This window comes from Streptomyces sp. NPDC014727, assembly GCF_043083485.1.
Classification (GTDB): Bacteria; Actinomycetota; Actinomycetes; order Streptomycetales; family Streptomycetaceae; genus Streptomyces.
The window spans coordinates 65969-91782 of record NZ_JBIBYR010000009.1 but is presented as its reverse complement, the minus strand read 5'-3'; the positions used below and the strand labels follow the sequence as shown (position 1 = coordinate 91782).

21 protein-coding genes are annotated in these 25814 nt (G+C 72.2%); 7 read left to right on the top strand and 14 right to left on the bottom strand.

All coding sequences use genetic code 11. The features are described from left to right. The first annotated feature begins 8 nt into the window (after positions 1-8). Both ACF1B9_RS16475 and ACF1B9_RS16470 read left to right on the top strand, forming a co-directional pair. Positions 9-962: a GNAT family N-acetyltransferase gene (locus ACF1B9_RS16475; protein WP_391740520.1), complete on the top strand. Its 954-nt coding sequence runs from the start codon at positions 9-11 to the stop codon at positions 960-962. Positions 963-1143: 181 nt separating this feature from the next. Beyond that, positions 1144-2055, top strand: a complete 912-nt coding sequence (locus ACF1B9_RS16470) for a GNAT family N-acetyltransferase (protein ID WP_391740519.1) — start codon at positions 1144-1146, stop codon at positions 2053-2055. Here ACF1B9_RS16470 and ACF1B9_RS16465 read toward each other — a convergent pair. Both ACF1B9_RS16465 and ACF1B9_RS16460 read right to left on the bottom strand, forming a co-directional pair. Then, on the bottom strand, positions 2027-3157 hold the full coding sequence (locus ACF1B9_RS16465; protein ID WP_376212348.1) for an alpha-L-fucosidase: 1131 nt from the start codon (positions 3155-3157) through the stop codon (positions 2027-2029). The two genes, ACF1B9_RS16470 and ACF1B9_RS16465, sit on opposite strands and share 29 nt — an antisense overlap. Before the next feature lie 219 nt (positions 3158-3376). After that, positions 3377-4774: a GH1 family beta-glucosidase gene (locus ACF1B9_RS16460; RefSeq protein ID WP_391740518.1), complete on the bottom strand. Its 1398-nt coding sequence runs from the start codon at positions 4772-4774 to the stop codon at positions 3377-3379. 169 nt (positions 4775-4943) lie between these two features. Here ACF1B9_RS16460 and treZ point away from each other — a divergent pair, with 169 nt between their 5' ends. Next, positions 4944-6725: a malto-oligosyltrehalose trehalohydrolase gene (gene treZ / locus ACF1B9_RS16455; protein WP_391740517.1), complete on the top strand. Its 1782-nt coding sequence runs from the start codon at positions 4944-4946 to the stop codon at positions 6723-6725. A 63-nt stretch (positions 6726-6788) separates the two neighbouring features. On the opposite strand, the gene ACF1B9_RS16450 is transcribed toward treZ, so the two are convergent. From ACF1B9_RS16450 to ACF1B9_RS16435, 4 genes are all read right to left on the bottom strand, one after another. Next, positions 6789-7916 (bottom strand): M24 family metallopeptidase, encoded by a 1128-nt coding sequence (locus ACF1B9_RS16450; protein ID WP_391740516.1) that lies wholly within the window; start codon positions 7914-7916, stop codon positions 6789-6791. A gap of 71 nt (positions 7917-7987) precedes the next feature. Then, positions 7988-8623 carry a nucleoside/nucleotide kinase family protein gene (locus tag ACF1B9_RS16445; RefSeq protein ID WP_391740515.1) on the bottom strand — a complete coding sequence of 212 codons (636 nt, stop codon included), beginning with the start codon at positions 8621-8623 and terminating at the stop codon, positions 7988-7990. 140 nt (positions 8624-8763) lie between these two features. Next, complete coding sequence (locus tag ACF1B9_RS16440; RefSeq protein ID WP_391740514.1) at positions 8764-9420, bottom strand: LuxR C-terminal-related transcriptional regulator; 657 nt, start codon at positions 9418-9420, stop codon at positions 8764-8766. Continuing rightward, the gene (locus ACF1B9_RS16435) at positions 9408-10637 is read right to left on the bottom strand and encodes a sensor domain-containing protein (protein ID WP_391740513.1); all 1230 of its coding nucleotides are present in this window, start codon (positions 10635-10637) and stop codon (positions 9408-9410) included. Before ACF1B9_RS16435 ends, ACF1B9_RS16440 begins: the two co-directional genes overlap by 13 nt. Positions 10638-10801: 164 nt before the next feature. On the opposite strand from ACF1B9_RS16435, the gene ACF1B9_RS16430 reads away from it, so the two are divergent. Together ACF1B9_RS16430 and ACF1B9_RS16425 are read left to right on the top strand one after the other, a co-directional pair. Beyond that, positions 10802-11524 carry an ABC transporter ATP-binding protein gene (locus ACF1B9_RS16430; RefSeq protein ID WP_391740512.1) on the top strand — a complete coding sequence of 241 codons (723 nt, stop codon included), beginning with the start codon at positions 10802-10804 and terminating at the stop codon, positions 11522-11524. Further along, positions 11521-14163 carry an FtsX-like permease family protein gene (locus ACF1B9_RS16425; RefSeq protein WP_391740511.1) on the top strand — a complete coding sequence of 881 codons (2643 nt, stop codon included), beginning with the start codon at positions 11521-11523 and terminating at the stop codon, positions 14161-14163. Before ACF1B9_RS16430 ends, ACF1B9_RS16425 begins: the two co-directional genes overlap by 4 nt. 176 nt (positions 14164-14339) lie before the next feature. Here the strand turns inward: ACF1B9_RS16425 and ACF1B9_RS16420 are convergent, their stop codons facing one another. From ACF1B9_RS16420 to ACF1B9_RS16385, 8 genes are all read right to left on the bottom strand, one after another. Beyond that, positions 14340-15272, bottom strand: a complete 933-nt coding sequence (locus ACF1B9_RS16420) for a LysR family transcriptional regulator (protein WP_391740510.1) — start codon at positions 15270-15272, stop codon at positions 14340-14342. 143 nt (positions 15273-15415) lie between these two features. Beyond that, the gene (locus ACF1B9_RS16415) at positions 15416-16609 is read right to left on the bottom strand and encodes a glycine C-acetyltransferase (RefSeq protein ID WP_391740509.1); all 1194 of its coding nucleotides are present in this window, start codon (positions 16607-16609) and stop codon (positions 15416-15418) included. 38 nt (positions 16610-16647) lie between these two features. Further along, a complete protein-coding gene (gene tdh, locus ACF1B9_RS16410) occupies positions 16648-17676 on the bottom strand; it encodes an L-threonine 3-dehydrogenase (RefSeq protein WP_391740508.1) in 1029 nt (342 codons plus the stop codon). Positions 17677-18026: 350 nt separating this feature from the next. After that, positions 18027-18632, bottom strand: coding sequence for a hypothetical protein (locus tag ACF1B9_RS16405; protein ID WP_391740507.1), 606 nt, complete (start codon positions 18630-18632; stop codon positions 18027-18029). Between the two features lie 217 nt (positions 18633-18849). Continuing rightward, positions 18850-19758 carry an ABC transporter ATP-binding protein gene (locus ACF1B9_RS16400; protein WP_391740506.1) on the bottom strand — a complete coding sequence of 303 codons (909 nt, stop codon included), beginning with the start codon at positions 19756-19758 and terminating at the stop codon, positions 18850-18852. 362 nt (positions 19759-20120) lie between these two features. After that, complete coding sequence (locus ACF1B9_RS16395) at positions 20121-20549, bottom strand: TIGR03668 family PPOX class F420-dependent oxidoreductase (RefSeq protein WP_391740505.1); 429 nt, start codon at positions 20547-20549, stop codon at positions 20121-20123. A 120-nt stretch (positions 20550-20669) separates the two neighbouring features. Continuing rightward, positions 20670-21494 (bottom strand): LLM class F420-dependent oxidoreductase, encoded by an 825-nt coding sequence (locus ACF1B9_RS16390; protein WP_391740504.1) that lies wholly within the window; start codon positions 21492-21494, stop codon positions 20670-20672. Positions 21495-21863: 369 nt separating this feature from the next. Then, entirely contained in the window at positions 21864-22523 is a 660-nt protein-coding gene (locus tag ACF1B9_RS16385; RefSeq protein WP_391740503.1) for a zinc ribbon domain-containing protein, read from the bottom strand. A 243-nt stretch (positions 22524-22766) separates the two neighbouring features. Between ACF1B9_RS16385 and ACF1B9_RS16380 the strand changes: the two genes are divergently transcribed. Together ACF1B9_RS16380 and ACF1B9_RS16375 are read left to right on the top strand one after the other, a co-directional pair. Continuing rightward, positions 22767-22973, top strand: a complete 207-nt coding sequence (locus tag ACF1B9_RS16380; RefSeq protein ID WP_391740502.1) for a DUF5988 family protein — start codon at positions 22767-22769, stop codon at positions 22971-22973. A 353-nt stretch (positions 22974-23326) separates the two neighbouring features. Next, positions 23327-25765 (top strand): GTPase-associated protein 1-related protein, encoded by a 2439-nt coding sequence (locus ACF1B9_RS16375; RefSeq protein WP_391740501.1) that lies wholly within the window; start codon positions 23327-23329, stop codon positions 25763-25765. Positions 25766-25814 lie beyond the last annotated feature (49 nt).

The window sequence follows — 25814 nt, the reverse complement described above, 5'->3', positions numbered from 1 at the left end:
GAGCCCACATGTCCCCCGCACCACAGGAACTGACCGTCCGTCCGCTCCGGGGCCCGCAGGAACTGGAGCTCTTTTGCCGGTTGTCGTACGTTCTCGACGACGAGCTCGCCGAGGACCTGGAGAGCGGACGTCGCCTTCCCGAGTGGATGTGGGTGGCGTTGCGCGGCGAGCGCGTGGTGGCGCGGATCGCCTGGTGGAGCCGGGACGGCTCGGTGCCCCTGCTGCTGGACTTCTTCGATCTCGACGACACCGTGCCCGAGCCCGAACGCGGCGAGGCCGGGCTGCGGCTGCTGGAGGAGGCGACGGCGGCGGTCGTGCCCGAGGGTGCCCCGCGGCCCGAGTACGGACGGTTCGTGCCGCCCGACTGGCGCGAGGACCCGGCCGCCCGTGACGTCGTGCAGGCCCGGATCCGGGTGATGGAGCGCTCCGGCGCGCGGATGCTGGTCGAGCGGCTGCGCCTGGAGTGGCGCGCCGGTACGCCGGTCCCCGCGGACAGCGGGCGGCTGCGGTTCCGTCCGGTCGGCGGACGGGACGATCTCCTCGCGCTGATGACCCCGGTGATGGAGGGCACCCTCGACGCCCACGGCCGGGCGGACCTGGCCTGCGGGCTCAGCGCCCGCGAGGCGGCCGAGAAGCACTACGACGAGGAGCTCGCGGGGTACACGACACCGCGGGAGTGGTGGCGCGTCGCGGAACTTCCCGGTGGTGAGCCGGTCGGGTTCGTGATCCCGGCACGCAACAGCTACAACCCGGTCATCGCCTACATCGGCGTACTGCCCGACCGGCGCGGCCGGGGCTACATCGACGACCTCCTCGCCGAGGGCACCCGCGTGCTGGCCGCGCAGGACGGTGTGGAACGGATCCGGGCCGCCACCGACCTCGGCAACATCCCGATGGCGAAGTCCTTCGAACGTCTCGGGTATGTGAACTTCGAGCGCGCCTTCGACATGGTCTGGGACTGAATCGGATGGACGGCCGGCCGGACCGCCGGATACGGTGACGGGGATCCGCCCGAGAACCGAGGAAGGAGGCGAGAACAGTGCGTACCCGTACCACTTCATTCCCGCGCTCCCGTCCCGTTCGCCGGGCGGTTCCGGTTTCGGTCTGACCGGGAGCGCATCGCTTCTTCCGGAGGACATTTCCATGACCGGTCTGGTCGTCCGCGCGCTCACCGAGAGCGACGCACATCTTTTCCACTCCCTGCGCTGCCGCGATCTCGTCGGCCGCGCCGCCTTCGGGTATCGGTACGTCACCTTGCTCAACGGCGGCGAGTACCGGCCCGAGTGGACCTGGATCGCCCTGCGCGACGGTGTCGTGGTGGCTCGGGCCGCCTGGTGGGCCGGGCCCGACGACACCGAGCCGATGCTGCTCAACTGGTTCGATTTCGCCGACGGCGAGGACGAGGCGGGCACCGAACTGCTGCGCCGCGCACCGCTGTACGCCGAGTACGAGCTGAACCTGCCGGCCGACTGGCGGGAGCGGGCCGACGTCCGTGACGCCGCGGAGGCCCGGATCGCCGCCGCCCGTGCGGCCGGGATGAAGCCGCTGGTCGAGCGGTACCGCTACGAGTGGACGCCGGAGTGCGGCCTGCCCGCGCGGCCCGGCCGGCTGGCCTTCCGCCCGGAGCCGGATGACGCGGTGATCCTCGACGTGCTGCGCCGGGTCCACTCCGTCACACTGGACGCGCATGCCCGGCGGGCCGTCGAGGGTCCCGGCGGTCTGGAGCAGGCGGCGCGGGAGGAGCTCGACTTCTTCCGCTGGTGCCCGTCACCGCGCTCCTGGTGGCAGCTGGCGCACACCCCCGACGGTGAGCTCGTCGGCATCCATGTGCCCGCCCACAACCCGTCCGGCCCGTGCATCGGCTTCATCGGGGTCGTACCCGAGCAGCGTGGGCACGCCTATGGGTACGACCTGCTCGTCGAGTGCACGCGCTTCCTGGCGGCCGAGGGCGCCACGTTCATCGCGGGCGCCACCGACCGGGGCAATGTGCCGATGGCGGCCGCGTTCGCGCGGGCCGGCCATCGCATCAACCAGGAACGTGTCCATATGGTGTGAGTTCCGGGGTGAGTTCCGCCAGCCAGTCCAGGCGGAGCTGCTGCTCGGCGGGGATCGTCGCGTCCTCGCCGCGCGGCCCCACATTGAGCAGCAGGTTGCCGCCCGCGGCCGCCGTCCCCCGCACCAGCGCGTCCAGCGCGTCCCGCCCGAGATACGCCTCGGGCGGGGAGTTGCGGTTGTAGCCGAAACTGTGGTCGATGCCGCGGGTGATCTCGTACGGGTCGGGTCCGGTGTAGCGGGCGAATTCGGGGGTGCGGAAGTCGTAGTAGGGGGGTTTGCGCGGGACGAAGCCCTCTCCCTGGGCGATGGTGCGGCGTTCCCAGCGGTCGTACAGGGCTTTGGCGCCGGGGAGTTGCAGTGCGCGCCACATCGGTGCGTACGGGAACAGCCGGTCGTTGACGACTCCGTGCGGGACGGTGAAGCGGTAGTACGCGACGAGCCGTTGCACCTCGGTGCGGGAGGCCGGCCAGGCGATGTCGTTCCAGAGGATGTCGGGGCGGTAGCGCCGGATCAGCTCGCGCATCTGGGCGTTGGCGTAGCCGGGGTAGTTGCCGCGCGGGACCGCGGACACGGTGTCCGCGCCGGTGCCGATGGGGCGGTCGTCGAAGGTCCAGTCGAGTCCGCCGGAGTAGTACACGCCGAAGCGGAGCCCCTCGGCCCGTACGGCTTCGGCGAACTCACCGACCACGTCGCGCGTGGTGTGCCAGCCCGCGCGGTGCGGGTTCTCGATCTCGGAGGGCCACAGGCAGAACCCGTCGTGGTGCTTGGTGACGAGAACGGCGTAACGGGCGCCCGCGGCGCGGAAGCTGCGGGCCCAGGCGGCGGGGTCCCAGGTGTCCAGGGCGTCGTTGAAGTCGCCCCCGAAGGCGGTGTACGGGCGGGTGCCGTAGGTCGCGCGGTGGTGCGCGGAGACCGGACTGTCGGGGAAACGGAGCGCGTTCTCGTACCACTCGGCGTACGACGTCCAGCCGAGCGGCGAGCGGCGGCCCGCCAGGGGCAGTTCGTCCGCCGGAACGTAGGGCGGGGCCCAGCCCGGAACCGAGGCGGGCGTCCAGTGCACAAAGATCCCCAGTCGGGCCCGGGACCACCATGAAGCAACCATGGCGCGAAGTATTGATCACACAGGGGGCCGTTCGTAAGATCCGGGCCCGGTCGCCGGGGCGCTGTCGGACCGTACGGCCGGACGGTTCGGCCGCAGGCACCCGTGGATCCTGGGCGTGACCGGAACCGGTCCGGGCTCTGTGGTGCCGGCGGGGCTCGTGGTGCTGTGCGCGCTGCCGTTCGTCCTGCTGACGCGCGACCCGGTCGAGCCCGCATCAGGTCAGTGGGCTGAGCCGCCGGTGCCGGATTTCTGCGCTCGGATCAGATCGCGGTACCAGGCGTACGAGTCCTTCGGGGTCCGGCGCAGTGTCTCGTAGTCGATGTGGACGAGGCCGAACCGCTTGCCGGCCCCTTCGATCCATTCGACGTTGTCGGTGAGGGACCAGGTGAAGTAGCCGCGGACGTCGACGCCCGCGTCGATGGCCGTGCGCAGGGACTTCAGATGTCCTTCGAGGTAGGCGATGCGTCGGGTGTCCCGGGCGGGCTCGTCGACGGCGCAGCCGTTCTCGGTGATGTAGATCGGCAAAAGCCGCTCGCCGAAGCGGTCGCGGAGCTGGACGAGGGTTTCGCGCAGGCCGTCGGGGACGACCGGCCAGCCGAAGTCGGTCTTCTCGTAGCCTTCTATCTCGCGGATGCCGAAGGGGAGTCCGGCGGGCATCTCGAAGCCGGAGAAGGATCCCAGGGCCTCCGCGTCGGGAGCGCCGACGAGGGTGGGGTTGTAGTAGTTGACCCCGTACCAGTCGAGCGGGGTGGAGATGGTCGCCAGGTCGTCCTCGACCGGGCCGGGCATCAGCGCGGCGAAGTTCTCGTCGGGGTAGCGCCCGGTGAGGATCGGATCGGCGAACAGCCAGTTGGTGATCGTGTCGTACAGCTCCGCGCCGAAGCGGTCCTCGTCGGCGTCCCCGGCGGTCCAGACGGGGGTGTGCGAGACGGCGATGCCGATGTTGTCCGCGCCCGCGCCGCGCAGGGCGCGGACGGCCAGGCCGTGGGCGAGGAGCTGGTGATGGGCGGCGGGAAGGGCGTCGAAGAGGAGGGTGCGGCCCGGCGCGTGCTCGCCCAGGGCGTAGCCGAGCATCGTCACTTCGGCCGGTTCGTTGAGGGTGATCCACATCGGTACGCGGTCGGCGAGGCGCTCGGCGACGATGCCCGCGTACTCGGCGAAGCGGTAGGCCGTGTCCCGGTTGAGCCAGCCGCCCGCCTCGTCCAGCGGCAGCGGGGTGTCCCAGTGGTAGAGCGTGGGGGCCGGGGTGATGCCGTGGGCGCAGAGCTCGTCGACGAGCCGGTCGTAGAAGTCGAGCCCCTGTGGGTTGACCGGTCCGCTGCCGCCGGGCACCACCCGCGGCCAGCTGATGGAGAACCGGAAGGCGTCGGCGCCGAGTCCTGCCAGGAGGGCGACGTCCTCGCGGTAGTGCTGGTGGAAGCCGGTCCCCCGGGTGGTGTCGGTGCCGTCCTTGATCCGTCCGGGCTGTGCGGCGAAGGCGTCCCAGCCGGAGGGCCCCTTGCCGTCGGTGTCCCACGCCCCTTCGGTCTGGAAGGCGGAGGCGGATGCTCCCCAGAGGAATCCGGGCGGGAACGCCGGCATGTCCCACGACGGCGCATTCGACGGCGGCACATTCATCGCGGCCTCCACAGCCGTAAGAGGGAGTGCGTATTGAGCAGAACCTGGCGGGGCAATGATCAGAACCAGACCTTAATCGCCAGTAACGGGCTCGATCCAGTGTCGTGAGGCAGCTGCCGCGGCTACTGCCGACCATGGGGCACGGGGGCGAGGAGACGAGGAGCGTTGCATGCTGTTCGAGGTATGGGCACCGGAGGCGGACTCGGTCGGGCTGCGGCTGGGGGGTGAGCCGCGGGCGATGGGGCGTGATCCGCTGCGGGACGGCTGGTGGACGGTGGAGGCGGAGGCGTCCGACGGGGACCGCTACGGCTTCGTCCTGAACTCCGGCACCGACGGCGCGAGCGGCGGGCCCGTGCTGCCCGATCCGCGCTCGCGCCGCCAGCCGGACGGGCCGGACGGCGAGAGCGCCGTCGTCGACCACTCGGCGTACGACTGGCGCAACGGCTGGGCGGGCCGCGGGCTGCCCAGCGCCGTCCTGTACGAGCTGCACATCGGTACGTACACCGCCGAGGGCACCTTCGACGCCGCGGCGGCCCGCCTCGGTCACCTCGCCGAACTGGGCATCACCCATGTGTCCCTGATGCCTGTCTGCCCCTTTCCCGGCACGCACGGCTGGGGATACGAGGGGGTGTCGCCCTGGGCCGTGCACGAGCCGTACGGCGGTCCGGAAGGGCTCAAGCGCTTCGTCGACACGGCGCACGGTCTCGGGCTCGCGGTCCTCCTTGACGTGGTCCACAATCACCTCGGCCCGTCCGGCAATCACCTTCCGGCCTTCGGCCCGTACTTCACCGACACCCATCGCACCCCGTGGGGTGCGGCGGTCAACCTCGACGCCCCTGGTTCGGACGAGGTGCGGGCGTATCTGCTGGGCAGCGCGCTCGCCTGGCTGCGGGACTACCGGCTCGACGGGCTGCGGCTGGACGCGGTCCACGCCCTGGCCGACACTCGGGCGCTGACCTTCCTGGAGGAACTGTCCACGGCGACCGACGCGCTCGCAGCCGAACTCGGCCGGCCGCTGTCGCTGATCGCCGAGTCCGACCTCTGCGACCCGCGGACGACCGCACCACGCGAATCGGGCGGCATCGGACTGCACGCCCAGTGGAACGACGACTTCCATCACGCCCTGCACACCGCGCTGACGGGAGAGTCGCAGGGTTACTACGCGGACTTCGCCGCCGCCCCGCTGGCCGCCGTCGCCAAGACCGTGACGAGCGCGTTCTTCCACAACGGCACGTACTCCAGTTTCCGCGGCCGTACCCACGGCCGTCCCGTCGACATCGCCCGCACCCCGGCCCACCGCTTCGTCGGCTATGCCCAGACCCACGACCAGATCGGCAACCGGGCACTGGGCGACCGGCTCTCGGCCACGCTCTCCCCCGGCCTGCTGGCCTGCGCCGCGGCCCTCGTACTGACCGGGCCGTTCACCCCAATGCTGTTCATGGGCGAGGAGTGGGGCGCCCGTACCCCCTGGCAGTTCTTCACCGACCACACCGATCCGGCACTCGCCGAGGCGGTCCGGAGCGGCAGGCGGCGTGAGTTCGCCGCCCACGGCTGGACGGCTGACGACATCCCGGACCCGCAGGACCCTGCCACCCGGAGCCGCTCCTGCCTGGACTGGAGCGAACCGGCGCGGGAGCCGCACGCCCGGCTGCACGCCTGGTACCGCGAGCTGATCGCCCTGCGCCGCACGCTGCCCGACCTCTCCGACCCGGATCTGGCGTCGGTGCGCACCGCCCACGACGAGCAGGCGCGCTGGCTGGCGTACCGCAGGGGCGATCTGCGGATCGCGGTCAATCTCGACGAGAAGCCGGCCACGATCGCGCTGGGCGGTGGCCGGCGCCGGGGAGCCGGAGTCAGGGTGGTGGCCGCTTGGGAACCGCTGCAGGCGCCCGGCGGCGACGGGCTGCTGCATCTGCCGCCGGAGTCGTGCGTGGTGCTGGCCGACGACTGAGGCACCGGGCGCCCGTGCCGACCGGCGGACCGTGCGGGGCGCCCCGCTCGGCGCCCCGTCCCGCTACTCGACGATCGCCAGTTCGCGGGCGGTGCTGTTGAGGCGTCGGCCGCCGTCCTCGGTCACGGTCACGATGTCCTCGATCCGGACACCGAACCGGCCCGGCAGATAGATGCCCGGCTCCACGGAGAAGCACATTCCGGGCACCAGCGGCTGTTCCTCGCCCTCGATCATGTACGGCGGCTCGTGGGTGGTGACGCCGATGCCGTGGCCCGTGCGGTGGATGAAGCGTTCGCCGTAGCCGAATTCAGTGATGACGGCGCGGGCCGCCCGGTCGATCTCCTGGCAGGCGATGCCGGGCCGGACCGCGTCGCAGCCCGCCTCCTGGGCCTCCCGCACGATGTCGTGGACCCGCTGCTCCTCGGCGGTCGGTTCGCCGACGTGGACCGTACGGGAGGTGTCGGAGCCGTAGCCGTGCTTGAGGCCGCCGAAGTCGAGCACCACCATGTCGCCCCGCTCGATGGTGCGGTCGCCCGCCTCGTGGTGCGGATTGGCGCCGTTCGGACCGGAGCCGACGACCGTGAAGTCGACCTGGGAGTGCCCGAACCGCTTCAGCAGGGAGGCCAGTTCGGCGGCGATGTCGGTCTCCTTGCGGCCGGCGAAGCGGACCTTGAGGATCTCGCCGTACGTGGCGTCGGCGGCGGCTCCGGCGGCCGCGAGCAGCTCCAGCTCGGCGGCGTCCTTCACCGCGCGCAGCATCGGCAGGGCGTCGGTGAGGGAGACGTACGAGGTGTCCGGGAGCGTCCGCTGCAGTCCGAGCAGATGCATCGCCCAGGCGTTGTCACTGACCGCGAACCGGCCCCGGCCGTCGAGCAGCGGGGCGGTGACGGAGTACGGGTCCTTGCCGTCGGTCCAGTCCCGGAAGGTGAGGGCCGGTGCGCCGACGGCCTTCTCGGCGTCCGGGGCCTCCAGGGTCGGGACGACGAGGACGGGGTCCTGGCCGGCCCTGAGGACGAGAACGGTGAGGCGTTCGGTGTTCACGGGCTGGTAGCCGGTGAGATGAACGAGGTCGGGTCCGGGAGCGACCAGCACTCCCGCGAGCCCTGCCTCGGCGGCGCTCTCGGCGGCACGCGCCATCCGGGCCCGGTAGTCGTCGGCGGTGAACGGTACGGGCTGGTCGGGGCTGGACATGCGGAACCTCCTGGGGGCGCGACACGGCACACAGCATCCTGCCCGTGCGCACCTCTCCGCGCGAGCGGGAATCAGGTTTCCGGCCGCGCCCGCACCACGAGGTCGGCGCGCGAACGCCCCCGCTCGACCAGGCGCGCGTTCGGCTCGTCGGACTCGGCCACCCAGCGCTCCGCGCGGGGCCGCGGCTTGCCGAACCGCACATGCCGGTCGACGAGCCGGCGTACCCGCAGGGCCGGTTCGAGTTCCAGGAACCACACCTCGTCCAGCAGCCCGCGCACGGATGCCCAGGCGCCCTCGTCATGCAGGAGGTAGTTGCCCTCGGTGACGACGAGCGGGATGTCCGGGGGAACGGGCACGGCCCCGGCGATCGGCTCCTCCAGGGCCCGGTCGAAGGCGGGGGCGTACACGACGGTGTCCGGTTGTGGTCGGCGCAGGCGTCGCAGCAGGGCGGTGTACCCGGCGGCGTCGAAGGTGTCGGGGGCGCCCTTGCGCCCGGCCCGGCCCAGCCGTTCCAGCTCGGCGCCGGCGAGGTGGAAGCCGTCCATGGGGACGAGGACGGCGAGCGGGCCGAGCGCCTCGACGAGCCGCGCGGCCAGGGTGGACTTCCCGGCCCCGGGCGGTCCCGCGATGCCGAGGATGCGGCGGTGGCCGGGGACGGCGAGGCGCCGGGCACGGGCCGTCGGCCCGGTGAGGTCGCTGATGTCCATGCGGGCATTGTCCTGCCCCGCGCCCGACAGATGTCATGGCGGGTGTCGTCGTGGTGCGGTCGACGCGGCTTCCGCGCAGAGGGGTGGATCTGCCCCAGCCGGAGTGAGGAGGCCCGGGTGGGGCAGCGGTCCCGACGCGCTCAGCGCGTGCTGCCCTCCAGGTACGCCAGTACCGCGAGCACCCGCCGGTGCACCGTGCCGTCGTCCGGTTCCAGGCCGAGCTTGGCGAAGATCGAGCCGATGTGCTTGCTCACGGCCCGTTCCGTCACCACGAGTTCGGTGGCGATGGTGCCGTTCGCCTTGCCCTGCGCCATCAGCTCCAGGACTTCACGCTCGCGCGGAGTGAGGCTCTGCAGGGGTTCGGCCGACGACTTGCGGGTCAGCAGCTGGGTCACGACCTCGGGGTCGAGCGCCGTGCCGCCGCCCGCCACCCGGTCGAGCGCCTGGAGGAACTGGTCGACCCGGCCCACCCGGTCCTTGAGCAGATAGCCGACGCCCCGGGCGCCCCGGGCGAGCAGCTCGGCGGCGTACGTCTCCTCGACGTACTGCGAGAGAACCAGGATCGGCAGGTCGGGCAGCTCCGCGCGGGCGGCGATCGCGGCGCGCAGCCCCTCGTCGCGGAAGGTGGGCGGGAGCCGTACGTCGAGCACTGCGGCGTCCGGGCGGTGTGCCAGCAGGGCCGGCAGGATCTCGGGCCCGGTCGCGGCGTCGGCCACCACTTCATGGCCCGAGCTGGTGAGCAGCAGGATCAGGCCCTCGCGCAACAGCGCGTTGTCCTCGGCGATCACGATCCGCACGGCAGCTCCACTTCGATGTTCGTCGGCCCCCCGGTGGGGCTGCTGATGCGGGTGGTGCCGTCGAGGGCGGCGATCCGTCGCCTGATTCCGACCAGCCCGCTGCCGGCGCGTTCGTCCGCGCCGCCGTGACCATCGTCGCCGATGACCACCCGCAGGGCGGCGGGGGTCCGGTCGATCCGCACACTGGCGGCCGTGGCGCCGCTGTGCTTGCTGATATTGGTGAGGGCCTCGGCGATCACGAAGTAGGCGGCGGCCTCGATCGCGGCCGGGAGCCGCCGCCCGTCCTCGACACCGTCGAGGTGCGCGGTGACGGGCACGCCGGCATCGGCGGCCAATGCCCTTACCGCCCCGGCCAGTCCACGGTCCGTCAGTACGGGCGGATGAATGCCGCGCACCACGTGCCGCAACTCCGCGAGGGCCTCGTCCGCACCGTCCTGTGCCTCGTCGAGGCGGATGCGGGCGGCGGCCGGGTCCCGGTCGAGGAGCTGTTTGGCGAGGCCGATGCGCATCGACAGAGCGACGATCCTGGCCTGGGCGCCGTCGTGCAGATCCCGTTCGATACGGCGCAGTTCGGCACCGTGCGCCTCGACCGCCCCGGCCCGGCTCTCGGTCAGCTGGGCGATCCGGTCGGCGAGGGCGGTGGACGGCGACCGGGTGAGCAGGGACCGGGTCCAGGTCGCCGACAGATCGGCGAGTACGGCGTGCCAGCGCAGCACCCACCCCTGGCGCACGGGCTCAGGCGTGCCGTACTCGTCGGCGGACCGCCGGTCCAGCAGATGTGCCACGGGCAGCGCGGCTCCGTCCACGAGCAGCCCGACCGGCCACAGCACCATGGCGAGGTAACCGAGGACGTTGCCCATGAGCGCCTGGACCGGCAGCCAGAGCGCGTCGCGCCAGACCGTCGGGTCGGTGAGGACGCAACGGACCCGCTCGGAGAGCTCACCGCCGTCCACGGGGAGGTACGGCGTCGGCGTGAACGGAACACCGAGCCGCGCTGCCGCCCTGCGGCGCTCGAACTCCGCGAACCGGCGCAGCACCTTGGCGGCCTCGGGCAGGGCCGGCAGTCCGATGAGCACGACGGCGAACATCAGGGCCGCCACCACCAGGAACGTACCCACGTACGCGAGCAGCGCGATCGGGACACCGATGAACAGGTAGCGCGACGCATCCCACGAACGCCGGATGGCGACCGTCAGCGGGGCGGGAGGGGTGCTCATGACCCTTCACGTTACGGGGGTGCGCCGGCCTGAGGAGTGGCCCCCTCTCCCGGGCTGTGGTGGAGCTGGCTGCACCCCCGGTCCGGGAGCGCCCACCCTCGCCCCGAAACTGCCACGCTCCTATTGTTTACGCAGGTCAGAAGGCATGGGTCGGAAAAGGAACGGTGGGATCGACGGTGGAGACGATCACGGGGGTGCGGACGACCGCGCTGAGTCTGGAGTCGGTGAGCCGACGTTACGGGCGGCGCGGTGGCGGTCGGGAGGCGGTCGCGCTCGACGCGGTGAGCTGCGCGGTCCCGGCCGGGAGCTTCACCGCGGTGGTGGGCCCCTCGGGATCGGGGAAGAGCACGTTCCTGCAGTGCGCGGCGGGCCTGGACCGCCCGACCGAGGGGACCGTACGGGTCGGCGGCACCGATCTCGGCTCGCTGTCCGAGGCCGCGCTGACCCGGCTGCGCCGGGACCGGATCGGTTTCGTCTTCCAGTCGCACGCCCTGAATCTGGTGCCTTCGCTGAACATCGAGGAGAACGTCGTGCTGCCGCTGGTGCTGGCCGGCGCCGACCCTTCGGACGAGCGGGTACTGACCCGCGGCCGGGATCTGCTGGCCCGGGTCGGCCTGACGGGTCGCGGTGCGCAGGGCCCCGCGACGCTCTCGGGCGGCCAGCAGCAGCGGGTCGCGGTGGCACGAGCCCTGGTGACCGAACCCGATGTGATCTTCGCGGACGAGCCGACGGCTTCCCTGGACCCGGAGTCGGCGGCGCTGGTGCTCGGTCTGCTGCGGGACGCGGTGCGGGTCGACGGCCGTACGGTCGTCATGGTCACCCATGATCCGACGGCAGCGAGCTGGGCGGACACCGTGCTGATGATGGACGGCGGTCGGCTGCGATGAGCACGGGCACACCGACGGACACGCAGAAGCCGCACAAGGACGCGCGATCCGGGATGCGGCGGGCGTCGGCGTTCCTCGCCCGGCGTTCGCTGAAGGCCCAACGCCGGGTCTGGGCCGCGGTGTTCGCGGCGACGACGGCCGCGGCCGCACTGATCGGCGCGTTCGCCTTCGTCCTCGGTTCGCTGCTGCTGGCGCAGCCGCCGGTGGAACGCCACGCCGGAGCCGACGCGGTGGTGGCGGCCGACCAGCAGGTGACGTACACGGCGAAGCCGTGGGGCAGCGAGCCGCAGACCGCGAGGACGTATCTGCCGGAACGGGTCCGTCTCGACCGCTCCGCGGTGGCGAAGGCGGCTGCCGCCGACGGGGTCGCGAAGGCCGTCACGGACGATTCCGTCCCGGTGGCCGTGGGCGGCGGGACCGGCGGGGAGCCGGGGGTCGGTGCGGCTTCGGCCGTCGGCCGTTCCTGGGATTCCGCCGTGCTCACCCCGTACCGGCTGACGGCCGGACACGCACCGCGCACGTCCACCGAGGTGGTCATCGACCGCGCGCTGGCGGCCGCCGTCGGGGGCGACCTCGGCAGCCATGTGACATTGCAGGTCGACGGTACGCCCCGCCCATACACCGTCAGCGGCGTCGCGGCAACCGGTCGTCGGGGCGCCGCCCCGGCCGTCTTCTTCACGGAGCAGCGGCTGACCGCCCTGGCCGGGCACCCGGGAACGGTCGACGCCATCGGCATCGTCGCCGAGAAGGGCGTCCCGGCCGACGCACTGCGGGCGTCACTGGACGCCGCGCTGCCCGACCATGTGCGCGGCGACCGCGAGGTCCTGGTCCTCACCGGCGCGAAGCGCGGACAGGCCGAGTACATCGACGCGCTCGGCACCCGGGGCGATCTCCTGCCGCTGCTCGCCTCCGTCGCGGGAACGGTCCTCATGGTCGCGCTCCTGGTGATCGCCACCGCCCTCTCCCAGGCGGTCCACCAGCGCTCCGGCGAACTGGCCCTGCTGCGCGCGGTCGGGGCGACTCCCCGGCAGCTCCGGTCGGCCGTCGGCCGCGAGGTGAGCCGGGTGGCCGGCGCCGCCGCGGTGCTGGGCGCAATCGGGTCCGTACCGCTGGGGCTGCTGATGCGGTCCCTGCTGACCACGGATCCGCTGCCACTGCCCGTGCCGGTGTGGCTGCCGTTCGCCGCGGGTGCCACGGGCGCGCTGCTCGTCGCGTCGGCGGCCCGTCCGGTGTCGATGCTCGCGGCCCGGTCGATCACCCGGCTGCGGCCCGCCGCGGCGCTGGGAGCGGCCCACGCGCCCGAGCCGGGCGAACCGGGCCGACTGCGTACGCTCTGCGGAGCGGTGCTGGCCCTCGCGGGTGTCGGTTCGGCGGGTGCGGCGACGGCGCAGGGCGGGCAGGCCGCCGCGGTGGCCGCCTCGGGTGCGGCGACCTCGCTGATCATCGCGGTGGCGCTGCTCGGTCCGTGGATCGCCCGGATCGCCATGCGCGTGCTCGGTGCACCGATACGGCGTGCGGGCCGGATCTCCGGGTTCCTCGCCGCCAACTCCGCCGCCGCGCACCATCGGCGGCTCGGCGCGGCGATCACCCCGATCGTGCTGGTCGTGGCGTTCGTCTGCGTGCAGCTGGCGGCCGGCTCGACGCTGGAGCGGGCCGCCGACCGGCAGGCCGTCGCGGCGCTCCGGGCGGACCTGGTGGTGACGGGCCCGGCCGCCGGACTGCCGGCCGGCGCCGCGCAGGCGGTGCGCGAGGCTCCCGGGGTGACGGCGGCGACCGGTGTGCTGCGCTCCGACGTCGTCCTCGCGCATCGCGAGATGGGTGATCCGAAGCTCGACCGGTTCCCGGTGCTGGGGGTGACGGCGGATCAGCTGTCCGGCACGCTCGATCCGCACGTCACCGCCGGTGATCTGACCGGCCTCACCGGCCGGGGCACGGTCGCGGTCGGCAAGGACCGGGCCGCCGATCTCGGCCTCGGCACCGGGGACACCGTGAAACTCCGTCTCGGCGACGGTACGGAGGAACGGCTCCGCGTGGTGGCACTCTACGAACGATCCCTGGGACTGGGCGAGTTCATGCTGCCGCGCGAGGCCCTGGCCGGGCATGTCTCGGCCCCGAACGACCAGCGGATCCTGATCCGCTCGGCGAAGGGCGGGGCGGCGTCGGCCTCGGCGGTACGGCACGCGCTCGCCCCGTACACGGGTGTGCGGGTCCGCCCCGCCACGGCCGACGACGTACGGATCGCCCCGCCGACGTCGGACGCCGACAACGCCATGATCGTCATCGGTGTGGGGGTGATAGGCGGCTTCGCGCTGCTCGCGGTGATCAGCACGCTGTCCCTGATCACGATGGGCCGCCGCCCCGAGTTCCATCTGCTGCGCATGGTCGGCGCGGGCCGCCGCCAGGTGAGGCGGATGCTGGTCCTGGAGACGGGGCTGGTGGCGGTGACGGGCCTGGCGATCGGCACGCTGGTCGCGGCGATCCCTCTGGTGGCGTTCGCGGTGTCGACGGCCGGTACGACGCCGTATCTGCCGCCGGAGCGGTACGGGGTGCTGGTGCTGGCCGTGGCGCTGGCGGCGGGTGCGGGGACGATGTGGCCGGGCTCGTCCGGCGGCCGGTTCGTCCTCAAGCGCCGGGAGTGACCAGGGACCGCGTCGCCGGACACGGCCGAGCGCCCGGTCCTGAACGGTCCCGTTCAGGACCGGGCGTCGGTGGGTGAGAAGGGCCGGTGCGCTGCGGAACGGACTCGCCGCCCGTCAGCGGCCTGCCGGGATCCCTCGCGCATCGACCACGGATCACGGCGGGCAGCCGTCGCGCGTCACGGCGAAACCGGCAGGAGCAGGGCGCCCTCCCGAACCGCCGCCGCGGCCAACGCGTCCAGCACCGGTGCGATCAACGGATGACCCTCCGCCCCGTGCCGCACCGCGGCGAAGACCCGGCGAGTGGGGGCGCTGCCCTCCACCGGGCGCACCACCACCCCCGTCAGCTCCATCCCCTGCAACGCCGACCGAGGCACCAGCGCCACCCCGGCACCCGCCCCGGCCAGTGCGACCACGGCGCGGAAGTCGTCCGAGGAGTGCTCCAGCCTCGGCTGGAACCCGGCGAACTCGCAGGACAGGACCACCACGTCATGGCAGGGGTTGCCGGGGTACGGGCCGATCCACGGGTCCTTCTCCAGGTCGGCGATCGCCACCTGCTCCTGATCCGCCAGCCGGTGCCCCACCGGCAGCACCGCGTCGAACGGCTCCGAGTACAGCGGCACCCGGGTCAGCCGCCGGTCGTCCTCGCCCGGCGCACCCCGGTACTCGACGGCGACCGCGACATCGACCTGCCGGTCCAGCACCATCGGCACACTCGCATCGCCCTCGGCGTCCTGGACACGGACCCGGATGCCGGGCGCGGTGAGCGTCAGTTCGGCGATCGCGGGGGCGAGCACCAGGCCGATGCCGGTGGCGAACGCGGCGACCGTGACCGTTCCGGCATCTCCCGCGTCGTACGCGGCGAGCTCAGCCTCGGCCCGTTCCAGCTGGGCGAGGACCGCGTTGGCGTGGGTCAGCAGGATCTCCCCGGCGGGGGTGAGCCGGGCGCCGCGCGCGTTGCGTTCGACCAGTCGGTGCCCGGTCTCCTGCTCCAGCGCGGCGAGCTGCTGGGAGACCGCGGAGGGGGTGAGATACAGCGCGGCGGCTGCGGCGGTCACCGTGCGGTGGTCAGCCACCGCACGGAGAATGCGCAGCCGTCGTGCATCGATCATGTGCCCCATTGTCCCAGGTCACGGAGGGAACCCGGCCGTCCGGGTGAGGCTCCCGGACAAGGACTGAGGACAAGACCTGGGGGACAAGGCCTGAGGACAAGAGCGCGGGCGGGGCACCGTACGGCGCCCCGCCCGCGATGCCCCTACTCCCCCAGTGCGGCGCGCGCGTCGACGAACGCGTCCACGGCCCGGTTCACATCCGCCGTGGAGTGCGCGGCGGAGAGCTGGACGCGGATCCGGGCCGCGCCCTGCGGAACCACCGGGTACGAGAACCCGATCACGTACACACCGCGCTCCAGGAGCAGCTCCGCCATCCGGCCTGCCTTCGCCGCGTCCCCGATCATGACAGGGGCGATGGCGTGGTCGCCGGGCAGGATGTCGAAGCCTTCCTCGGTCATCCGGGTACGGAAGAGCGCGGTGTTGGCATTGAGCTGCTCGCGCAGGTCGCCTGCGGCCTCCAGCAGGTCGAGGACCTTGAGCGAGGCCGCCGCGATGACCGGGGCGAGCGAGTTGGAGAAGAGGTACGGGCGGGAGCGCTGGCGCAGCAGCGCGACGATCTCGGCGCGGGCCGCCACGTAGCCGCCGGACGCACCGCCGAGCGCCTTGCCGAGGGTGCCGGTGATGATGTCGACGCGGTCCATCACGTCGTGCAGCTCGGGCGTTCCGCGTCCGCCGGGGCCGACGAAGCCGACGGCGTGCGAGTCGTCGACCATGACCATGGCGTCGTAGCGCTCGGCCAGGTCGCAGATCTCGCGCAGCGGTGCGACGTAGCCGTCCATGGAGAAGACGCCGTCGGTGACGACGAGCCGGCGCCGGGCCCCGGACGCCTCCTTGAGCTGCGTCTCCAGGTCGGCCATGTCGCGGTTGGCGTAGCGGAAGCGCTTGGCCTTGGAGAGGCGGATGCCGTCGATGATGGAGGCGTGGTTGAGGGCGTCGGAGATGACCGCGTCCTCGGGGCCGAGAACGGTCTCGAAGACACCGCCGTTGGCGTCGAAGCAGGAGGAGTAGAGGATCGTGTCCTCCTGTCCGAGGAACGTGGAGAGCCGCTGCTCCAGCTCCTTGTGGACCTCCTGGGTGCCGCAGATGAAGCGGACCGAGGCCATGCCGTAGCCCCAGCGGTCCAGGGCCTCGTGGGCGGCTGAGATCACCTCGGGGTGGTCGGCGAGGCCCAGGTAGTTGTTGGCGCAGAAGTTGAGCACCTCACCGGGACGGCCGCCCGCGGTGACGGCGACGCTCGCGGACTGCGGGGTGCCGATCACACGCTCGGGCTTGTGGAGTCCGGCGGCCTGGATCTCGTCGAGGGTGGTGCGCATGTCGTCGCGGACGGATTCGAACATGAGGGTGTCTCCCAGCTGAGTACGGAGGCGGTCGGAGGTCAGGAGGTCCAGTCGAGGATGACCTTGCCGCCGCGGCCGCTCGCCGCGTCGTCGAAGGCCGCTTCGAAGTCGCGGTAGCCGTACCGGCCGGTGATCACGGGGGCGAGGTCGAGACCGCCCTCCAGCAGTACCGACATGGCGTACCAGGTCTCGTACATCTCGCGTCCGTAGATGCCCTTGATGGTGATCATCGAGGTGACGATGCGGGACCAGTCGACGGGGAACTCCTCGGACGGAAGCCCGAGCATGGCGATCCGGCCGCCGTGCGTCATGTTCTCGATCATGTGACGCATCGCCTCGGGCCGCCCGGACATCTCCAGGCCGATGTCGAAGCCCTCGCGCAGTCCGAGGCGCTTCTGTCCGTCGTAGATGGTCTCCTCGCTGACGTTGAGAGCGAGGCTGACGCCGAGCTTCCGGGCCAGTTCCAGCCGGGCCTCGCTGACGTCGGTGATGACGACGTTACGGGCGCCCGCGTGCCGCGCGACGGCGGCGGCCATGATGCCGATCGGTCCGGCGCCGGTGATCAGTACGTCCTCGCCGACCAGCGGGAAGGACAGCGCGGTGTGCACGGCGTTGCCGAACGGGTCGAAGATCGCGGCGACGTCGAGGTCGACGGGGACCCGATGCACCCAGACGTTGGACGCGGGCAGGGCGACGTACTCGGCGAACGCCCCGTCCCGGCCGACGCCGAGCCCGAGCGTGGAACGGCACAGGTGACGGCGTCCGGCCAGGCAGTTGCGGCACTTCCCGCAGACCAGGTGTCCCTCGCCGCTGACCAGGTCGCCGACGTTGATGTCGACGACGTCGGCGCCGGTCTCCGCGACCTCGCCGACGAACTCGTGCCCGAGCACGAGCGGGGTGCGTACCGCCTGCTGGGCCCAGCGGTCGTAGTTCCGGATGTGCAGATCGGTGCCGCAGATGCCGGTGCGGAGCACCTTGATCAGTACGTCCGAGGGGCCGATCTCCGGCTCGGGCACGTCCATCAGCCAGAGTCCCGGCTCGGCCTTCTGCTTCACGAGTGCCTTCACGGCTGCGGCTCCCTGCGCTGTACGGCGTGGTGTACCCCGGGCCGGGGGCAGCCTTGGGGAAGCCTGCGGCCCGGGGAGGAATGAAAGGGACGGCATGGCAGCGCGCGTCGATCGGCTGCCGCGCACCATCCTCTGCCGTCACCGAGAAATCTGCCGCACCCCGCGCCACAGGTCCATCGAGGTTTTCTTAAGCGCGCCCGCAGCTGTGCTTCATGCCCGGTTCCTCCATACGGGTTCCTCTCCGTACGGCACGGCCGCAAGGGCCGGCCGCCCCGAACGGGCGACCGGCCCTTGCACCTCCTCGTGCTCAGTCGCCGAGCTCCGGCGGCGGGTTGTCGCGGCCCGGCACCTCATTGGGCGCCAGGACGCGGCTGTCGCCCGGGTACGGCTTGGCCCATCCGGTGGAGGCGGCCGCGCTTGGCGTAGGGGCTGATCACCCAGAGCGGCGCGCGGTGTCCGTCGACGTGGTCGACACCGGCCTGCGAGTCGTCCTGGACGACGAAGATCGCCGCGTCCTTCCAGAACTTGCTGTGCGAGATCGTGTCGACGACCCTGCCGACGGCGAGGTCGTTGTCGGCGACCATGGCGGTCGGGTACGGGTCGATGCCGCTGGTGCCGTTGGTGTGGTCCTGCGGCAGCGCCATCATGGTGAAGTTCGGCAGCTTGCCCTTCTTCTCGTAGTCCTTGAAGTACCGCTGCCAGATGTCGACCCGGTACTGGTCGGGGATGTCGGTGTCGAACGTCGGGTACTCCGGGTGGTTGATCCTGTTGACGGAGGGGACGTCGGAGGTCGACGGGTACGCCCCGATGGGGGTGTTGAGTTCCCCGGTCGCCTTGCCCTCCAGCACCTGGGAGTCGTGGTACCACTGCGCCCAGGTCGGCGCGCCGGTCGCCGGGAGGGCGATGTTGCCCGCGTACTCGCTGAAGTTGTCGACGGTCTTGCCGGCCCGTTCCACGGTGTTCCAGAGGAATCCGCTGCGCTGGTAGGCGAGGGCGTCGTTGCCGAGCGAGGGGTAACTGCGGTACCAAGCACCGAATTCGTGCTCGATGTAGTCGTTGTTGTCGGCCTGGGTCAGCCAGTTGTGTCCGTCGGCGGACGGGCTCCGCCCCGCGGACGGGCTGCGCTCCGCACTGCTCCGGTCGTTTCGGCCGGGCTGTCATATGTCACATCACTCATCGGTCCGAGGCCTCCTCGGTCAGGCGGAGGAACTGCTGTTCCAAGGAGGTGGTCTCCAGCCGCAGTTCCCGTACGGGGATGCCGGCGCGCCCCAGTTCCAGCACGAACCGGTCGAGCGCCTCGCGCCGCGCCCGCACGGCGAGCCCGGCAGCCCCCTCGTCCTCGACCGAAAGCCCTTTCACGTCCGCCCCGACCTTCACGGCCGCACGGTCGTCGCCGGTCAGCAGCCGGTGCGCGGGGTCCGGGGCACGGACGCGGAGTTCGTCCAGTCCCCCGGTGTACACGATCCGTCCACGGTTCATGATCGTGACGGTGTCGCAGAGTTGCTCGACCTCGGCCATGTTGTGGCTGCTCAGCAGCACGGTGAGCCCGTCCCGGCCGAACTCCCGCACCAGGGCCCGCATGTCGCGCACCCCGGCCGGGTCCAGCCCGTTGGCGGGTTCGTCGAGCACCAGAAGCCGGGGCCGGCGCAACAACGCGGCCGCGATCCCGAGCCGCTGTCGCATCCCGAACGAGAATCCACCGACCTTCCGCCGTGCCGCACCACCCAGGTCCACGCGTTCCAACGCCTCGTCCACGGCGGCCTCATCGGCCCCGATGCCGTCGTAGGCGGCCAGCAGCGACAGGTTCCGCTCGGCGGACAGGTACGGATAGAACCGCGGACTCTCGACGAACCCGGCCAGTCCTTCGACACCCCCGCGCCCGGCCCGCCGCACTTCGCGCCCCAGCACACCGAGTTCACCCTCGTCGGGCCGCACGAGCCCGAGCACCATCCGCAGAAACGTCGTCTTCCCGGCCCCGTTGGGCCCGAGCAGCCCATGGACTCCCCCGCCCCGGACGGTCAGATCGACTCGCTCCAGAGCGACCGTCCTCCCGAACCGCTTCCCCACCCCGCGCGCAACCACGGCCCCCGGTCCCGTACCCGCGTCCGAGCCGTCCAACCGCCCTCACCCCATCCGTCGCCGCTCCCCACACGCGGCAACTTACGGATGATGAGCAACACTTGGGCGACGTCCAGACGAACACCGCACGGTCGGGCTTCACGAAGGACACCCGCGATCGGCTCCGCGCGGACCGAGCGCCCGGCGTCCGGGCCGCCCGGCCTTCGGTATTCCTCACCGGTGGGACCGCTGGTACCAGTCCCGGCACCTACGCCGAAGCGGCCCGCATCGAAGTGGCCCGGCGCCTGCTGGAGACCACCGACCGCGCGCTCGACCGGGTCGCGGAACAGCCCGCCGGGCGCAGGTGGGGGTGCGGCCTCATGGCGTCACGACGCACGCCAGCCGCTCCAGCGCAGGGCCGTCACCTCGACCACCGGTCCGCCGGGGGGCCGGTCGGCGTACTGGTGGTACTTCGCCGTGAGCAGCCCGATGCGGCGAACCGCCTGCGGGGACCGGTCCGGTGGCAAAAGCACACGGGCCCAGCCATCGACCCGGACCCACCACAGTCGGCCCCAGTCCTCCTCGTAGTGGTCCGCGAGCAGGCAGACCGAGGGGTTGGCGGCCATGTTGGCCAGGCGTTTCAGCCGTGTCGTCCGCTTCGGTTTGTGGTCCACGGCCAGCACCACCGTGTCGCCGTCCACGGCGAACACCACCGGCACCAGGTGCGGGCGGGCCGCCGTGTCGACCGTCGCCAGATGGGCGACGCGCGCGGCGGCGAACCGCTCCCGTGCCTCGGCACTCGTCAGAGCGGGCATCGCGGCCCCTGCCGGCAGGCCTCACGACGCCCGCGGTGGAGGCGACGAACGCGGGCGACGCCGCGGGCACGGATCTCCGGGCCGGTCGCGCGGTGCCGGGACACACCTGCTTCCGGCACCTCAGCGGTACCGGGCGGCTACGGCGACCAGCCCGTCCAGGTATTCCAGCGTCTCCCGTTCGGGCAGCGTCGGTACGTAGAACAGCAGCCGCTCCACCCCCAGCGCGAGGTAGCCGTCGATCTGCCGGGGATCGTCAGGCGCCGCGTACACCGTCACCGGCACCTCCCGGTCGGCCAGGGCGCGCAGCCGCTCGATCCGGGGACCGAGCTCCTGCGGCGACATGCTGTTGGCCAGCCACGCGTCTCCGAGCCGCGCGACCCGAGGGAACGCGCCCTCGCCGCCGCCGACATAGATCGGCGGATGGGGGCGTTGCACGGGCTTGGGCCAGGCGAAGACCGGATCGAAATCCACGAACTCGCCGTGGAACTCGGCCTTCTCGGCCGTCCACAGCTCTCGCATGGCACGCAGCCGCTCGTCGGTGAGCCGGCCGCGGGTGGCGGGATCGGTGCCGTGGTTCCGCATCTCCTCACGGTTCCAGCCGACACCGACGCCGAGGATCACGCGGCCGCCGGAGACCAGGTCGAGCGAGGCCACCTCCTTCGCCGTGATGATCGGGTCGCGCTGCGGGATCAGTGCGATGCCGGTGCCCAGCAGCAGTCGCTCCGTCACGACACCGGCCGCGGTCAGGGCGACGAAGGGATCAAGGGTGCGGTAGTACATCTCCGGAAGTTCGCCACCGCCCGGGTAGGGCGTCTGACGGCTCGCCGGTACATGGCTGTGCTCGGCGATGAACAGCGAGTCGAACGCACGTTCCTCAAGGGCGGTCCCGAGCGCGGCCGGCCCGATGCCCTGGTCGGTAAGGAAGGTCGAGACCCCGAATTTCACGGCGGCTCCTCATAGGGACGGATACGGGATACGGAGGGGTGGCACAGACCTTCTGTCTACCCGCCCCGGGCGCTCCCGCCCCGATGACCACCCGGGTGAACCATCACGGAGCACGGTTCCGGGGTCCCGGTCCGCGTCCGCGGCACCGGCACGACCCGGGCCCCGGCTTCTGCAGTCGCACGGCCCTCATGCGCCGCCATCGAGAACAAGTACCCCCGGAATCAGTCGAGTTGCGCCCTCACCCACGTGAGGGAGCCGCCGAGTTGTTTCCTCGCGGCCCGCCGAAACCCCGACCCCAGCCGCAACGGACGCGGTATCGACCGGGCCGGGCGCCGCACGTGCCCGGTGCGACGCCCGGTGGCCAGGCTCCTACTGCCTCGAACCGCACCCCGGGCAGAACGCGGCTCCCTGCGGAACGGTCGCGCTGCAGGAAGCACACTGCGGGCTCTGGGCGAGGCGATGACCGCACCCCGGGCAGAACGCGCCACCATGGGTCTCCGTACGGCACTGCGGGCAGACCAGCTGCCGGGGCGCGCTCACGTCGTAGCTCTGCCCGGCGGTCTGCCCGGCGGCGTAGGCCCGGTCCGCCACGAAGTCGTTCATCCCGCGCCGACGGGCCGCCTCCGCCTCGGCGGCGGTGTCGGGGGCGCACTGCAGACAGAGACCCTGCTCGATGTTCCAGCACCGCCCGCAGACGTACGAGGTGCAGCGGGGGCAGCGGTTGAAGTGTCCCTGTGCGTTGTCGATCGCACGCCGGAACGCGGTGTCCCTGGCACCGCCCCAGGTGGCACCGGCCAGCCCGTCGGCCGCGTTGCCGATGGTGCCGGCGCTGCCGCCCAGCAGGCTCCAGGCGGCATTGGCCCCCTTGCCTATCCAGCTTGCCGCCTGCCCCGATCTGAACGGCTCGAACGGCGAGCGCCAGGTGTCCGAACATCGCGAGCACCTGAACTCGAACTGGAAACCGGCACCGGTACCGTGCTGCTGCGACAGGTCGCTGTAGTTGTTGCTGAAGTAGATTTCGTCGCCCACGTCTGGTCCTCGCGTCATTCGATCAGATTTCCCCCTCGTATGATGGCAACGATCGGCGCACCGGTACGGGCGGTCCGGTCACTGTTTGGTAATACCTCCGCAGGTCAGACACGAGGCTCCACGGCCGTCGGAATCGTGCACGGCAGGCACCTCCCCTTCGCCTCCCACAGGTGCGCCAACGGCGGGCACGGCCTTCCGGCGCGTCACGAAGAAGCCGGACCACCCTCCGGGGAGACTTTCGCCATGACCAACGCGATGAAAGCAGTCATTGAAGGCGGCCCCGACGATCTACCTGAGCGGATCGTTTCCCTCACCACGCCGGGGGACGACCTCAAGATCCCGTTCCGTGGTGGATACGAGCACTTCCGGGCGACAACACGCCACCAGGAGACCGCCGAGGGCCAGTTGCCCGTCTACGAGTGGTGGGAGCGGACCGAAGTGCCGGGGTGAAGCGTGTTTCCGCACGCCGGGCCGGCAGAGCTCCGACCCGGTGGGCGCGGACTCCGCGGCGTCCTCCGCGGACAAGGGCCGGCTGAACGTCGGAACATTGACCGCTCCGGGCGTACGGGCACTGCGTACCGTCCCGTCGGGCTGAGAACCCGGGGCAGGGGTTGCCCGGACGGCCTTTCGGCGGGGTGCGTACGAGGGCGGCGTGCTTGATAGCGTCGCTCCCGCGATTGCGGACCGCTCCCCGCCGGGGTCGTCGCTGCGCCCGGTCGGCCCTGCCCTCGACGGACGGCCGACGGGAGCGGGCGTGCTCACGGCACGGGGACGTTCGCGGCAAGGACGAAGAGGGCCGACGCATGAGCCTCGCGCAGTTGCACTACACCTCTGCCTCTGCGGGCGACGACGGGGGCGGCGCACGGTTCACGGCGGTCAGCGCCGGCCTGCCCACGCCCGTGCTGGCCGAGGCCGAGCAGCTCCTCGGATACGAACCTCCGGCCGGGGCCCCGTACCACCCGACGGCCGCCGAACTCCGTTCCTTCCCCGAGGCGTTGAGCTTCAGCGCACTGTCCGACGACAGTCATCTGCTGGGGCGCGCAGTGGCGCTCGGCGGTCCCGGCACCGGTGGTTTCCACGTACACGCGGTACACCTTCCGGCCGGCACCCGGCTGCCGGGGGACGCGCTGCCGATCACTGCCTGGCGGTCGCCGAACTGGGCCTCCACCGCGCCGAACGGCGGCGCGCCCGCCCGAATAGCTTCTCTGCCCGCCTCCGCCGCCTTCGGACCGGAGGCGTTGAACGACTTCGCGGTCTCCCGGAGTCCCTGGCTGGCGGCGGTCTTCGCCGATCTGCGACGGGTGCGCGAGGATCCGTCGGCGGCGCGAGTGGTTCTCGTGGAGCGGCAGAGCGCCGACGTGGCCCGGTGGATCGCCCTGGCCTCAGCCGTACTCCCGCCGGAGCACGCGCAGCGGCTGACCTTCACGACGTACACCCGCCGTCCGGCGCGGTCCCCTCATCAGGTCGTCGGGGTGCTGCCCCAGGACGCGCCGGAACCGGACGGCCCCGACGGCGCGTTGCGGGTGCACACCTGCTCCGGGGCGCGCCCGGAAGGACCGGTGGACGACGTCTGGGCCGGGACCTGTGCCCGGATCTGGCGGAACCGGTCCCCGGAGCTGTTCCGGGCGGCGGCGGAACTGCCCGGCGAGCCCTTCGCGGCCGGACCGCTCGCCGTCACCGCGCTGTGCGCGGGCATCGCTCTCGGCCCCGCCGAGCGTGCCGCGGCGGCCGACTGGGCCGCCGAGCGGCCGTACGCGCTGGACGAGGAGCGGACGCAACTGCTGACAGATGCGCTGACGGCACCGGGAATCGACCGTACGACAGCCGAACTTGCCTGTGTGTCACGTCTGTTGACCGCACTCGACGGGCGCTCTCCCGCCGCTACGACGGCTTCGCTCGCCGCTCTTCTGGTGACGGAGGCGGTACGCGGCGGTGATGTCGCGCTCGAACCGCCCGCACGCTCGGCCTTCGCCGGACCGGCCGGGGAGCGTGCCGTCGCCGCACTCGTCACGGCCCTGGGCGACGACCTCCGTAGCGAACTGGCCACGGGTGCGCCCGCCACAGCCACCGCACCCGGCCGGGCCGTGGCGCGCGCGGTGCAACTGCTGCGGATCGCGCGGCTGCTCGATGTGGACTGCGCGGATCTGCTCCCCGATGTCGTGCGCCGGATGACCCGGTCGCTGCTGGCCGAAGGGGCCGCCGACTGCGGACCGGTGCTGCTCGACCTGCTGGACGAACAGTTCGACGTCCGCACGGCACTGCTGGGCGAGCTGGACCGGGTCGCCCCCCACGATCCGACTGCGACGGAACGGCTGCTGACCGGGGTCTGTCTGCCCTTCACCGGAACGCAGGCGCTGCCACACCTGCGGATGTGCGCGGCGGCGCCGGACGCCAGGGCGCGCGGCGGCGACCGGCTGGAGGTGGTGCACATGGTGCTCCGCGCCGGTGGTATGTCACCTTTCACCGAACCGCTGGTGCTGCGGACCGCTGTGGGACTGGTGTGGGGCGAGGAGACGCCCACGGCGGGCGAGGCCCGGCAGCTGCTGGGCGGGTCCACCTCCGACGCGCACCGTACGGCCGGTACGTGGTCCGCGCTCGTCGCGGCTGCTCTCGGCGCCCCCGCCGACGACGAGGAGGCCCCCGAACTCGCCCATGACCTGCTGCGCGGCTTCCCCGGGGAGATCGACGCCCGGGTCCGTGGCGCCCTGTTGCTGCTGGAGTTCGCGCGGGACGTGCGCTCGGGTGCGGCGGAGCCCGGCTGGGCGGAACGGGCCCGGAAGCTGTGCGGCGGGGCCGAGCCGGTGGAACCGGGGGTGCGTGACCAGGCGTTCGGCGCCCTGGCGGGACGGCTGCTCGCCCCGGACCGGCCCGAGGCGGAGCTGTACGCGTTCGTGCACAGCGACGACGCGGACCTCATCGCGGCCTACGGAACGGCCGCCCGCCATGACACGGTCCTTGCCCGGCTGCGTTCCGAACCGGCCTATGTGGCCGACTGCTTCACCGTCTGGAGCTCCCACCCGCACGCGGGCCGCGCCTGGAGCGAGACGCGGGCGGCGCTGCTGACGGACGTGCTGCGACCGGTGGTGCGCGGCCTGTCCGCCGGTGAGGTGGCGGCGGTGGAGGAAGCCGTGGAGCGTACGGGCAGCAGCCGCACGGTGGAGGCGTTCCGGGCGTGGAACCGGCCGGGCGGATTCGGCAGACGGCTCGGCAGCAGGCTGACGGCACGGGTGCGGCGGTCGTAGGGCAGCGCCTGCCCGGCCGGGGCCCCGGGTGTCATGGGCCGTCCAAGGT

Coding starts and splice junctions, on each gene's coding strand:
- ACF1B9_RS16475 (WP_391740520.1), top strand. CDS start 9: ATGTCCCCCGCACCACAGGAACTGACCGTCCGTCCGCTCCGGGGCCCG.
- ACF1B9_RS16470 (WP_391740519.1), top strand. CDS start 1,144: ATGACCGGTCTGGTCGTCCGCGCGCTCACCGAGAGCGACGCACATCTT.
- ACF1B9_RS16465 (WP_376212348.1), bottom strand. CDS start 3,157: ATGGTTGCTTCATGGTGGTCCCGGGCCCGACTGGGGATCTTTGTGCAC.
- ACF1B9_RS16460 (WP_391740518.1), bottom strand. CDS start 4,774: ATGAATGTGCCGCCGTCGAATGCGCCGTCGTGGGACATGCCGGCGTTC.
- treZ (WP_391740517.1), top strand. CDS start 4,944: ATGCTGTTCGAGGTATGGGCACCGGAGGCGGACTCGGTCGGGCTGCGG.
- ACF1B9_RS16450 (WP_391740516.1), bottom strand. CDS start 7,916: ATGTCCAGCCCCGACCAGCCCGTACCGTTCACCGCCGACGACTACCGG.
- ACF1B9_RS16445 (WP_391740515.1), bottom strand. CDS start 8,623: ATGGACATCAGCGACCTCACCGGGCCGACGGCCCGTGCCCGGCGCCTC.
- ACF1B9_RS16435 (WP_391740513.1), bottom strand. CDS start 10,637: ATGAGCACCCCTCCCGCCCCGCTGACGGTCGCCATCCGGCGTTCGTGG.
- ACF1B9_RS16425 (WP_391740511.1), top strand. CDS start 11,521: ATGAGCACGGGCACACCGACGGACACGCAGAAGCCGCACAAGGACGCG.
- ACF1B9_RS16420 (WP_391740510.1), bottom strand. CDS start 15,272: ATGATCGATGCACGACGGCTGCGCATTCTCCGTGCGGTGGCTGACCAC.
- ACF1B9_RS16415 (WP_391740509.1), bottom strand. CDS start 16,609: ATGTTCGAATCCGTCCGCGACGACATGCGCACCACCCTCGACGAGATC.
- ACF1B9_RS16395 (WP_391740505.1), bottom strand. CDS start 20,549: ATGCCCGCTCTGACGAGTGCCGAGGCACGGGAGCGGTTCGCCGCCGCG.
- ACF1B9_RS16380 (WP_391740502.1), top strand. CDS start 22,767: ATGACCAACGCGATGAAAGCAGTCATTGAAGGCGGCCCCGACGATCTA.
- ACF1B9_RS16375 (WP_391740501.1), top strand. CDS start 23,327: ATGAGCCTCGCGCAGTTGCACTACACCTCTGCCTCTGCGGGCGACGAC.